12 protein-coding genes are annotated in these 10659 nt (G+C 59.5%); 9 read left to right on the top strand and 3 right to left on the bottom strand.

Features of this window, described 5'->3' with window-relative positions:
• The 7 genes from ABJP42_RS15385 to ABJP42_RS15355 all read left to right on the top strand — a co-directional run.
• Window positions 1-277 (top strand): substrate-binding domain-containing protein (locus ABJP42_RS15385; RefSeq protein WP_348341894.1); only part of this gene is annotated, 277 nt, incomplete at its 5' end.
• Between the two features lie 23 nt (window positions 278-300).
• Window positions 301-1305 carry an ABC transporter substrate-binding protein gene (locus tag ABJP42_RS15380; protein ID WP_348341892.1) on the top strand — a complete coding sequence of 335 codons (1005 nt, stop codon included), beginning with the start codon at window positions 301-303 and terminating at the stop codon, window positions 1303-1305.
• A gap of 110 nt (window positions 1306-1415) precedes the next feature.
• Entirely contained in the window at window positions 1416-2219 is an 804-nt protein-coding gene (locus ABJP42_RS15375) for an ABC transporter permease (RefSeq protein WP_348341890.1), read from the top strand.
• 4 nt (window positions 2220-2223) lie between these two features.
• Window positions 2224-3009, top strand: coding sequence for an ABC transporter permease (locus ABJP42_RS15370; protein ID WP_348341888.1), 786 nt, complete (start codon window positions 2224-2226; stop codon window positions 3007-3009).
• 10 nt (window positions 3010-3019) lie between these two features.
• A complete protein-coding gene (locus ABJP42_RS15365; RefSeq protein ID WP_348341886.1) occupies window positions 3020-4057 on the top strand; it encodes an ABC transporter ATP-binding protein in 1038 nt (345 codons plus the stop codon).
• On the top strand, window positions 4054-4884 hold the full coding sequence (locus ABJP42_RS15360) for a phosphodiesterase (protein ID WP_348341884.1): 831 nt from the start codon (window positions 4054-4056) through the stop codon (window positions 4882-4884). Before ABJP42_RS15365 ends, ABJP42_RS15360 begins: the two co-directional genes overlap by 4 nt.
• 224 nt (window positions 4885-5108) lie before the next feature.
• Window positions 5109-5291 (top strand): hypothetical protein, encoded by a 183-nt coding sequence (locus ABJP42_RS15355; RefSeq protein ID WP_348341882.1) that lies wholly within the window; start codon window positions 5109-5111, stop codon window positions 5289-5291.
• Window positions 5292-5389: 98 nt separating this feature from the next.
• Here ABJP42_RS15355 and ABJP42_RS15350 read toward each other — a convergent pair whose 3' ends face one another.
• Both ABJP42_RS15350 and ABJP42_RS15345 read right to left on the bottom strand, forming a co-directional pair.
• Window positions 5390-6424 (bottom strand): NADPH-dependent curcumin/dihydrocurcumin reductase, encoded by a 1035-nt coding sequence (locus tag ABJP42_RS15350; protein ID WP_348341880.1) that lies wholly within the window; start codon window positions 6422-6424, stop codon window positions 5390-5392.
• A gap of 26 nt (window positions 6425-6450) precedes the next feature.
• Window positions 6451-7053, bottom strand: a complete 603-nt coding sequence (locus ABJP42_RS15345; RefSeq protein WP_348341878.1) for a TetR/AcrR family transcriptional regulator — start codon at window positions 7051-7053, stop codon at window positions 6451-6453.
• Between the two features lie 290 nt (window positions 7054-7343).
• Here ABJP42_RS15345 and ABJP42_RS15340 point away from each other — a divergent pair, with 290 nt between their 5' ends.
• Complete coding sequence (locus ABJP42_RS15340) at window positions 7344-9470, top strand: molybdopterin oxidoreductase family protein (RefSeq protein ID WP_348341876.1); 2127 nt, start codon at window positions 7344-7346, stop codon at window positions 9468-9470.
• A 202-nt stretch (window positions 9471-9672) separates the two neighbouring features.
• On the opposite strand, the gene ABJP42_RS15335 is transcribed toward ABJP42_RS15340, so the two are convergent.
• Entirely contained in the window at window positions 9673-9816 is a 144-nt protein-coding gene (locus ABJP42_RS15335) for a hypothetical protein (RefSeq protein ID WP_348341874.1), read from the bottom strand.
• Between the two features lie 147 nt (window positions 9817-9963).
• On the opposite strand from ABJP42_RS15335, the gene ABJP42_RS15330 reads away from it, so the two are divergent.
• Window positions 9964-10635, top strand: a complete 672-nt coding sequence (locus ABJP42_RS15330) for a cupin domain-containing protein (protein WP_348341872.1) — start codon at window positions 9964-9966, stop codon at window positions 10633-10635.
• Window positions 10636-10659 lie beyond the last annotated feature (24 nt).

The following is a 10659-nucleotide window of genomic DNA, read 5'->3' as shown; positions in this document are numbered from 1 at the left end:
AGATCTGTCCGTGATTGGCTTTGATGGCATCGAGATCGGCCAGCTGATGGTGCCCTCGCTGGCGACAATTGCCACTGATCCTGCAGCCATGGGCCGCGCCGCCGCGCGCCATCTGCTAGCCAGGATCACAAACCAGAAACACACCGTGCCACCCCTTGGGGGGCTCGGCTTTGAATTCCGTCCCGGCGAGAGCCTTGGCCCCGTCCGGGCGGATATGCGCAGCAGCAGCAGAGCTGCAACTCCGTTGCTGCCGCTTCATCACTCGAAAACCGCCTGAAACGCTTCACAGGAGCAATGATCATGAAACACTATATCGCTGCCGCCTTGCTTACAACGGCTGTCACCAGCCTGGCCGCCCCGGCCTTTGCCGAGGATGCCATCTGCTACAACTGTCCGCCACAATGGGCTGACTGGGCCTCGATGCTGACCGCCATCGACGACAAGCTCGACATCCAGATGCCTCATGACAACAAGAACTCGGGCCAGACCATCAGCCAGCTTTTGGCCGAGCGCGCCGCACCAGTGGCCGACGTGGCCTATTACGGTGTCACCACCGGTATTAAGGCTGGCAACGAAGACATCGTGGAAGCCTACAAACCCGCCGGGTTTGACGATATTCCCGAAGGCCTGAAAGATCCCGAAGGAAAATGGTTTGCGGTGCATTATGGCACGCTGGGCTTTTTTGTGAATGTCGACGCCCTGGGTGGTGCCCCGGTTCCACAGTGTTTTGCCGATCTGACCAAGCCCGAATACAACGGCATGGTCGGCTATCTTGATCCGTCCTCTGCCTTTGTGGGCTATGCCGGCGCTGTTGCTGCCAATATGGCATTTGGCGGCGATCTGGATAACTTTGATCCTGCCATCAAGTATTTCAACGGCCTGGGTAAGAACAACCCAATCGTACCCAAACAGACCTCTTTTGCCCGCGTTGTTTCCGGCGAAATCCCGATCTTGTTTGATTATGATTTCAACGCCTATCGCGGCAAATACGAGGAAGAGGGCAATTTTGAATTTGTCCTGCCCTGCGAAGGTTCGGTGCGGGTGCCCTATGTCATGGGACTGGTCAAGAACAGCCCGAATCCAGAACTGGGCAAGCGGGTGCTGGACTATATCCTGTCGGATGAGGGCCAGGCGATCTGGACCAATGCCTATCTGAACCCGGCCCGCCCCATCGACCTGCCTGCCGAGATCGCGGACAAATTCCTGCCAGCCAGCGAATATGCCCGCGCCGAGGCGGTGAACTACGCCGACATGGAAAAGGCCCAGGCCGGATTTGGCGAGCGTTATCTCAGCGAAGTAAAATAAGTCAGGCCGCTCCCAAGGCTTGATAGATCCCGTCACAGGGCCATTGCGGAGAGATCCCGACGGCCCTGTGATCTCTCTGAAGATCTCTGAAAAAACGCAAAAGACCCGTGATGAGCAATCAACAATTTCTAACCCTCTGCCTGCTGCCGCTGGCGGTGTTTAGCCTCGCCTTTCTGGCGCTGCCGCTGGTGCAATTGCTGCTGGGGGCCGCCGGGTCTGAGGCCGGCTGGGGCATCTACCTGCAGATCCTTGCAACCCCGCGCTATCTGTCGACTTTGGGCCAGACAGTAGTGATTTCGCTTTTGGTCACGATCGCGGCTCTGCTGATCTCCACCACTGCCGGGCTCTACCTCAGTCGAGCACAGTTTCGCGGCCGGGGTTTGCTGATTTCAATCCTGACCCTGCCGCTGGCCTTTCCCGGCGTGGTCATCGGATTTCTGATCATCCTTTTGGGTGGGCGACAGGGGTTGATCAATCAACTCACTCCCGGCCATGTGGTCTTTGCCTATTCCTCACTGGGGCTGTTTCTGGGCTATCTCTATTTCTCCATTCCCCGCGTGTTGCTGACCATCATGGCGGCGGCAGAAAAGCTGGACCCTGCGCTGGAAGAGGCCGCGCGCACCCTGGGTGCCGGGCCTTTGCGGGTGCTGCGCGATGTGATCCTGCCGGGGCTGGCGCCCTCGCTGATTGCTGCCGGAGCTATCGCCTTTGCCACCGCCATGGGGGCCTTTGGCACCGCCTTTACCCTGGCAACCAATATCGATGTGCTGCCCATGGTGATCTATACCGAGTTCACCCTGGCGGCGAATATCGCCATGGCCTCGGCCCTGTCGATCGTGCTGGGACTGGTCACTTGGGTGCTCCTGCTGCTGGCGCGCAGCTATAGCGGCACCACTGTCGCAGCAGGAGGTTGACCCCGTGCGATTTACCCGACTTATCCCACTGTTCGTTACCCTGCTGGCAGCGGCGTTTTTGATTGTTCCCGCCATCCTGTCGATCCTCGCTGGGATCACCGCCAATTACTTCCGCGGGCTCAGTTCCGGCCTGACCCTACGCTGGATCTTTGAGGTCTGGGAGCTGTATTCCGGCAGCATCTTCCTGTCGCTGTGGATTGCGCTGTGCTGTCTGGTGGCGACGCTGCTGATCGGCGTGCCCGCAGCCTATTGGCTGGCGCGTCATCCGGGACGCATGGCCCGGTGGCTGGAGGAGTTTGTCTCTCTGCCGCTCTCCATTCCCGGCTTGGCCTTGGCGCTGGCGCTGATCCAGCTCTATGGTAGCCACCTGGGGTTTCGCACCTCTTGGGTCTTCATCCTCACCGGACATGTGCTCTATACGCTGCCCTTTATGGTACGCTCGGTGCAGGCGGTGTTGGCGGGCATGGATCTGGCGACACTGGAGGAAAGCGCCGCCAGCCTTGGCGCGGGTCCTTGGCAGCGGTTTCGCGATATTGCCCTGCCCGGTGCCATGCCCGGCATTCTGGCCGGCGCGCTCACCGTGGTGACTCTGTCGATTGGCGAGTTCAACCTAACCTGGATGCTGCACACCCCCTATTTGAAAACCCTGCCGGTGGGACTGGCCGATGCCTATGCCTCGATGCGGCTGGAAATCGCCTCAGCCTATACGCTGATTTTCTTTGTGATGATCGTGCCGCTGCTGATGGCCATGCAATGGGCCTCGGACCGGGCCCGCAGACTGACGAGATGAGACTGCAGATATGACCCTGACTCTTACCAATATTGGCAAGACCTTTGCTGACGGCACCCGCGCGGTGCGCCCTACGGATCTAAGCGTTGCCGAGGGCGAGATCGTCTCGCTACTGGGCCCCTCAGGCTGCGGCAAGACCACCCTGTTGCGGATGATCGCGGGGCTGGAAAACCCCGATGCTGGCGGCCAGATTCGCTTTGGTGACAGCGATGTCACCTCCCAACCGGTGGAGCGTCGCCAGGTGGGTATGGTGTTTCAGTCCTATGCGCTGTTTCCCAATATGAGCCTGCGGGCCAATGTGGGCTATGGCTTGAAAATGCAAAAACTGCCTCGAGCCGAACTTGACGCTAGGGTAGAAGAGGTTCTGGCATTGTGCCGGTTAGAGCCCTATGCCGAGCGTGCCGTCACTGCCCTGTCAGGCGGGCAGCGGCAACGGGTGGCCCTGGCGCGGGCAATTGCGCCACGGCCCAGGGTGTTGTTGCTGGACGAGCCGCTCTCTGCCCTGGATGCCTCGTTGCGGGATGCGCTGCGCGATGAGCTGGCAGAGCTGCTGCGCCGCTTCAACATCACTGCGATCTTTGTGACCCATGACCAGACCGAGGCCCTGGCCATTGCCGATCGCGTGGCGGTGATGCAGGCGGGGCGGATTGAACAGATCGGTGCGCCGGAGCTGCTTTACCGCCAGCCAGCCTCGCGGTTTGTGGCTGAGTTCGTGGGGGATGCCATGGCGCTCGAAGGGCGGCGCGAGGGCACCAGCCTGCAGATGCGCAATGGCGCGGTGGCGCTGCCGGATGCTGGGGCTGGCCATCTGCCCTATGTACGGGCGGAGAACATCCAGATCAGCCATACCGGTCCGGTTTCCGCGCGGGTCGAGGCGGTGACCTTTCTGGGCACCCATTACCGGGTCGCCCTGTCTGGCCTCGGAGACAACATGCTCTATTGTACCCATCAGGGGGACAGCGCGCCACGGGTGGGCAGCGAGGTGCGCCTTGCCATCCCAACCGCAGGCATCATGATGTTGCCCAGATCACAGGAAAGTGCCAGATGAGCCGGATCATACAAATTTCTGACCCCCATATTGTCGCACCCGGCGCGCTGACCTGTGGGGTAGTGGATACGGCAGCGGCCCTGCGTGGCCTGGTGCAGCAGGTGAACTCTATCCTGCCTGCCATCGGCCCGGTTGATCTGGCGGTGGTCACCGGCGATCTGACCGATCACGGCAGGCCAGAGGAATACGATCATTTCCGCGAGATCATGTCTGACTTGCAACTGCCCTACCGGGTGGTGCCCGGCAATCATGACGTGCGCGAAAAACTACGCGCTGCCTTTCAGGACCGGCCCTGGATCAATTCTGGCTCCGGTCCAGTAAATTGGCGTCTGGATCTTGGCTCCTGTGTTGTGATTGGTCTGGATAGTTCCGTTCCAGGCGTGCCCTATGGGGCGTTTACACAGGAGACGCTGGACTGGCTGGAGGATCACCTGGTGCAGCTTCAGGATTGCCCGCTTTTGCTGATGTTCCACCACCCGCCGGTGAAAACTGGCATTGTGCCAATGGACGCGCAAAACCTGCGCGACAGTCTGGCGCTCAAGGTCTTGCTCCGGGGCTATGCTGGGACCTGTCGCATCGCTTGCGGCCATGTGCACCGGATGCTGACCACCAGCTTTGCCGGCCATCCGCTGGTCATCGCGCCGGGCAGTTCGCATGCGGTGACGCTGGATCTGCGGGCTGATAGCCCCAACAGTCTGACGCTGGAACCCAGCGGCATGGTGCTGCACAGCCTTGCTATGCCCAGTGCTGAAGATCCAGATCCCGATTATGTTTCGCAGATGATCCCAGCCAGTGCCTGTGAGGGTCCATATCCGTTTGAAGGCTGATCTCATGTCTGGGCCAAAATCGGCTTTATCTTGGGTGTTTCTGCGGCTTGGGCGGTTGTTTTGGTTTGGGTCATACTAGGGTTGCGCCGTAGCATGTATGGTGGCGAAGCGCTGCGGAATCAGATAGGGGAAAGGAGCAGGAGGCCCAGAGGGGCAGACTGTCACTGCCGGATCTGAATCGCTTTGTTGCCCAGATAAAAGGGCTAGAGGAAAGAATTGACCGCATGAAACATGTTCCCAAAGAAACCACCGATGACGCGCTTATTCAGGAGTTCCTGAACAAGGGGGGAAAGGTCAGCGTTGGCAAGACCAAACCGATGCCGGATGAGCTGGGGCTCAGCAATAATGTCTGGAACAACAAGATGACCAAGGAAGAAAAAGCCGCCCGCAACAAGACAAAAAAATAGCGGCACCTGCTGCGGTGCCGCCTTGAGTTTAGGCCGGTCAGAGATCTGTCTGGCTGCAAGCGGTCTCGCCCCAAAAGGAAGGCGAGACCTGAAGGGTTTTAGGCTGCGCCAACCTTGACGACCATCTTGCCAAAGTTGCGCCCTTCCAGCAGATCATTGAAGGCGGCGGGGGCATTCTCCAGCCCTTCGACCAGTTGTTCGCGATATTTGATTTTGCCTGCTTTGATCCAGCCGATCATTTCCTGAGCGAACTCTGGGTAGCGGTGCGGGAAATCGTCAAAGATGATGAAGCCCTGCATCTTGATCTTTTTCACCAACAGAGCCCCCATCAAGGCGCCAATGCGATCCGGGCCTTCGGGCAGGTTGGTGGCGTTATACTGCGAGATCAAGCCACAGAGCGGCACCCGCGCATTGGGGTTGAGCAGCGGCAGAACCGCGTCAAATACCGCTCCGCCGACGTTCTCAAAATAGACATCAATACCATCAGGGCAGGCGGCCTTGAGCTGTTTGGCAAAGTCCGGGGCGTTGCGGTCGATGCAGATGTCAAAGCCCAGCTCCTCTACCGCAAAGGCGCATTTTTCAGGTCCGCCCGCGATGCCGACAGCCCGGCAACCCTTGATCTTGGCGATTTGACCAACGGTGGCGCCAACAGGGCCGGTGGCGGCGGCAGTCACAACGGTTTCACCTGCTTTGGGCTCGCCAATATAGAGCAAGCCGCAATAGGCGGTGAAACCGGGCATGCCCATGATGCCAAGCGCCCAGGAAGGCTGCGCTGGGTCTTTGCCCATATTGGTGACGCCTTCGCCGTCTGACACGGCGTAGTCCTGCCAGCCGCTAAAGCTCAGTACCCAGTCGCCCGGCGCAAAGCCCTCAACATCCGAGGTCACAACCTGGGCCACGGTGCCGCCCACCATTGGGTCACCAATGGCCACCGGATCCGCATAGGATTTGGCATCATTCATCCGGCCCCGCATATAGGGATCCAGCGACAGGTAGGCGACCCGTAGCAGCATCTCGCCCTTGCCGGCGACAGGCAGGGGCGTGCTTTTTATGGCGAGGGTGTCGCCATCTGGTTTGCCAAAGGGGCGGTTCTTAAGAATGATCTGGCGATTGGTGTCAGCGGTTTGAGACATCAGTTTTCCTATCTGTCTGGGGTGTTCTAGTCTGTGTTGGTAGGTTCAGGCAGCATTGCCTGCGTCGTTTGCATGGCCTGCAACAGTGGGTCCGGGCTGCGCGACAGCTTGGCCATCAGACTGGCCCCCAGCCACATCTGATACAGCGCCGGGCCGGCAAGATCGGGTTGCACAGTGGCAGCGATAGAGCCATCGCGCTGGCCGTCGGCAATGGTTTTTGCCAACCGTTTGGTCATCGTACGGGTGCCCATTTCCAGCAGCTGACGCATCTCTTCAGAAATATCCGAGACCTCAGCGCCGAGTTTGACGATCAGACACTGGGAGCAGGCCTCCTGGCTGCTCTGGCTGCTGACCCATAGGGACCAATACTCCAGCAAACGTGCCCGTGCTGTTGGGGCGCCATGGTCAAGGATCTGATCCAGGGTTTCTCCATATTGGGTCAGGTATTGTTCCAGCAGCTTGCAGCCAAAATCCTCCTTGGAGGCAAAGTAGTGGTAAAAGGAACCCTTGGGCACAGAAGCGGTTTTCAGAAGCGCGCTCAGCCCCATGCCGGTGAAACCTCGCTGCGCCACGAGGCTGCGACCAGTGGTGAGAATATGATCACGGGTGGAATCGGTTTGAGTTGTCATGTCTCTGCTTTGGCATCAATTAGACCGGTCGTCTAGTCGGTCTCGGCAGAACCCTGCGTCACAGGCAGTGGCTGCGCAGATGGGCCTTTGTGCGGGACAAAAGGGCAGGTGGTGCGGCCTCTGAAGCGCCGCAGTGCAGCAAATCTCAGGGCAGGGTGTTTGAGGCCAAGAGGTCAAAGTTACGTTTGGTCCAACCCCCGTGACGCAGGGATAAGACCCTGCAAAAGGCAGAGCCTGTCGTCTAGGCTCATAGCCCAGTGACACAAGCGCGAACCCAGTCGGAGGCAGCCATGAGCGACCTGAAAACCCAGTTTCGAACCTGCAATATCTGCGAGGCCATGTGCGGGCTGATTGTAACCCATGACGACACCAAGGTGCATTCGATCAAGCCGAACCCTGATGATCCCCTGTCGCGCGGTCACATCTGCCCCAAGGCGATCGCCCTGCAGGATTTCCGCACCGATGCGGACCGGGTGACAGCGCCGCTGAAAAAGGTCGACGGGGAATTTGTGCCGATCAGCTGGGATGAGGCCTATGATTTTGCCGTTGATCGCCTGACCCTGGTGCAGGAGCAACATGGCAAGGACGGGGTTGGCGTCTATCTGGGCAATCCCAATGCGCATAAGTTTGGCAACCTTCTGAACTTGCCAGGACTGGTCAAGGCGCTGGGGACCACAAACCGATACTCTTCAGCCACGGCAGACCAGATCCCGCATCACGTCGCCTCGATACATATGTTGGGCCATCCCATGTTGATCCCGGTGCCGGATGTGGCGCGCACCGATCTGATGCTGATCTTGGGGGGCAATCCTGTGGTCTCCAATGGTTCGATGATGACGGCGCCGGGCTTTGGCAAACGCATGGATGAGATCAAGGCGCGCGGGGGTAGGGTCGTTGTCATCGATCCACGCCGCACCGAAACTGCCGTGCGGTCTGGCGAACATCTGTTCATCCAGCCGGAAAGTGATGCCTTTTTGCTGCTGGCATTGATCCACGAGGTCTTTGCCCTAGGGCTGGAGGATCTGGTCAGCCTGGCCGCGATCACCGACGGGGTAGAGGCGCTGAAAGAGGCCGTGCAGCCCTTCACGCCAGAAAAGGCTGCCGAGATGACTGGCATTGAGGTGGCAGTGATCCGCGATCTGGCCCGCGATTTTGCCAGTGCCAAATCGGCGGTTTGTTATGCCCGCATGGGGGCCTCGACCCAAAGCTTTGGCTCCCTGTGCCAATGGGCCAATAATGCGCTCAATATTATTACCGGGAATTTTGACAGCGAAGGGGGGGCAATGTTCACCACCCCGGCGCTGGACTATGTCGGCATGACAAGCCGCAAGGGCAAGACCCGAAGCTACCCAGAGAAACGCTCGCGGGTGTCGCAACAACCGCTCTATAATGGTGAGTTCCCGGTCTCGGTCATGGCCGAGGAAATGGAGACACCAGGCGCGGGCCAGATCAAGGCCATGGTGACCGTGGCGGGCAATCCGGTGCTGACCGCGCCCAATGGTCCGCGCATCGATGCGGCCCTGGGGCAGCTCGATTTCATGATGTCGATAGATCTGCACATCAATGACACCACCCGCCATGCGGATCTGATCCTGCCCGCCACTGTGGCGCTGGAGGAAGAGGTCTATGACATGGTGTTCCATAGTTTTGCGGTGCACAATACGGCGGCCTTTGCCGGGCCAATCTTTGCGCCACCCAATGGCAACCCGCAGGAATGGGAAGTAATCGCCCGGCTGGCGGCCAAGCTCACAGGCGCGAATAGCATTGGCCCCTCTCCCACGCAGGTGCTGGGCATGATGCTGCCGCAGGGCTACCACGGTGATCAGGTCTCGGTGGAGGCGCTGCTCTCGGCACCTTCGGGGTCGATTGATCTTGGACCTTTGGTGCGCAATATCGCGGATCGTCTGGAAACGCCTGATGGCCGGTTGAACCTCGCGCCCGAAGTTTTCCTCGCGGATCTGCCGCGTCTGCTGGCTTTCCAGTCGTCTAAGAGCGCGGATTTCCCGCTGCTGATGATTGGCCGCCGTCAGGTGCGCAGCCACAACAGCTGGACCCAGAACAGCCCACGTCTGGTCAAGGGCCGCAACCGCTGTACGGCGCAGATCAACCCGGCGGATGCAGCACGGCAGGGCCTGGAGGATGGGCAGGAGGTGCTGATTGAAAGCGCGGTTGGACAGGTGGCCCTGCCGGTGGAGATCACCGAAGATATCGCCCCTGGCGTGGTCTCAATCCCGCAGGGCTGGGGCCAGCGTCAGGGAACCTTGGGTGCAGCGACGCGGGTGCAGACGGTTTCGATCAATGATCTGACTGACGATAGTCGCATCGACCCGGTGAGCGGCAACGCCGCTTTTAATGGCGTGCCGGTGCGGGCCAGTGCGGTAGTGCAACAGCCACAACGCGCCAGTGCGGCCAGGTAAGCTGCCCTGAGTTGCGGCCCAAGAGTGCAACTTAGATTGCTTGCGTGAAAACCATGGCGGTGGCACCGGGAGGTTTCGGTGCTACCGCTTGTGAGAGAACACAGGAGGTCAGTCCTGAGCTCTCATCAGTTTCACGGCCTCTTCTGTTGTCCAGACTGCATTGGCAATAAAACGGAAGTTGGTTTTCGCCGCGAGATAACCATCACCATTCGGCACCATGGCGGCGGTAGGGATCGCTTTCCTGCGCTTGTGCGCCTGTCGCTGTGAGGGCACCGGCGGCCGCGCTGGCCAATCCGCCGGTCAGGGCGGCGCGGCGGGAAATCTTAGGGTCATGGTTGATGCACATGGGCTTTCTCCTTTTGGCCTGTGTCCGGCCAATGCTTGACAAGTGTGAGATGACTTTCCCTGCGCCCATGCGCCTTTGGGTCCGTAACATGTGCGAAATCATCGCCTCCCCGGTGTCAATGCATGTGTGGCTACCTTTCTTGCCCGCATGGGTACGAACGACATTCTTGACGAGATGGAGATCCGGGTGGATCCTTTTGCTCTCTGCGAGCTGACGGGCGCCTGTGATCTTGGGATGGAGAAAGACGCCGCCGCGACGTTGCACTATGTTCTCGCCGGACAGGGGGAGTTGCTCATTCCGGAGCAAGTCCCGGTGCCTGTGTCGCACGGATCCCTGATCCTGGTATCGGCCTTCAGCACTCATGCCTTTTGCAGTTTCGGGGCCTTGGTGGATCCCTTTCCCAGCTGCAAACCCGACCGCCTGAACCTGGCCCACTTGATTCACCAGTCCAGCGGCGAAAGCGAGGGGCAGTTGCTGGTGATCTGTGCCCGGATGAAATTGACCCTGCGCCAGATGCAGAACCTCGTGGATCTGATCCGCGCTCCGGTGGTGGAGAACCAAACCGAGGATCGGTGCCTGGTTTTCCAGATCGAGAGGTTCCTGTGCGAGCTGTCGGTTTCCAGTATTGGCAGCGAGGCGAGGGTCCGCGCCCTGGTGATGCAATGCTCGCCCAACATTGGCGTTTCGTGTGATGCCCTCCCTTTTTGCCTCTGGCGGGAATATTTATTGGAAGGTGATGAGGGGGGCTTTTTGAGACGAGTCGGTTTGAGGTTTCGAGTGAGTCTTTGGTTTGGTTGGTTTTGGGATCCTGAGGGTTAGCCTTGGGCTGGGGTTCTCTTGTTA

The organism is Pseudophaeobacter sp., from assembly GCF_039971195.1.
In the GTDB taxonomy this organism is placed as follows: domain Bacteria; phylum Pseudomonadota; class Alphaproteobacteria; order Rhodobacterales; family Rhodobacteraceae; genus Pseudophaeobacter.
This window is presented reverse-complemented; position numbering and strand designations above follow the sequence as displayed.

Coding starts and splice junctions, on each gene's coding strand:
- ABJP42_RS15380 (WP_348341892.1), top strand. CDS start 301: ATGAAACACTATATCGCTGCCGCCTTGCTTACAACGGCTGTCACCAGC.
- ABJP42_RS15375 (WP_348341890.1), top strand. CDS start 1,416: ATGAGCAATCAACAATTTCTAACCCTCTGCCTGCTGCCGCTGGCGGTG.
- ABJP42_RS15365 (WP_348341886.1), top strand. CDS start 3,020: ATGACCCTGACTCTTACCAATATTGGCAAGACCTTTGCTGACGGCACC.
- ABJP42_RS15360 (WP_348341884.1), top strand. CDS start 4,054: ATGAGCCGGATCATACAAATTTCTGACCCCCATATTGTCGCACCCGGC.
- ABJP42_RS15355 (WP_348341882.1), top strand. CDS start 5,109: ATGAAACATGTTCCCAAAGAAACCACCGATGACGCGCTTATTCAGGAG.
- ABJP42_RS15350 (WP_348341880.1), bottom strand. CDS start 6,424: ATGTCTCAAACCGCTGACACCAATCGCCAGATCATTCTTAAGAACCGC.
- ABJP42_RS15345 (WP_348341878.1), bottom strand. CDS start 7,053: ATGACAACTCAAACCGATTCCACCCGTGATCATATTCTCACCACTGGT.
- ABJP42_RS15340 (WP_348341876.1), top strand. CDS start 7,344: ATGAGCGACCTGAAAACCCAGTTTCGAACCTGCAATATCTGCGAGGCC.
- ABJP42_RS15335 (WP_348341874.1), bottom strand. CDS start 9,816: ATGTGCATCAACCATGACCCTAAGATTTCCCGCCGCGCCGCCCTGACC.
- ABJP42_RS15330 (WP_348341872.1), top strand. CDS start 9,964: ATGGGTACGAACGACATTCTTGACGAGATGGAGATCCGGGTGGATCCT.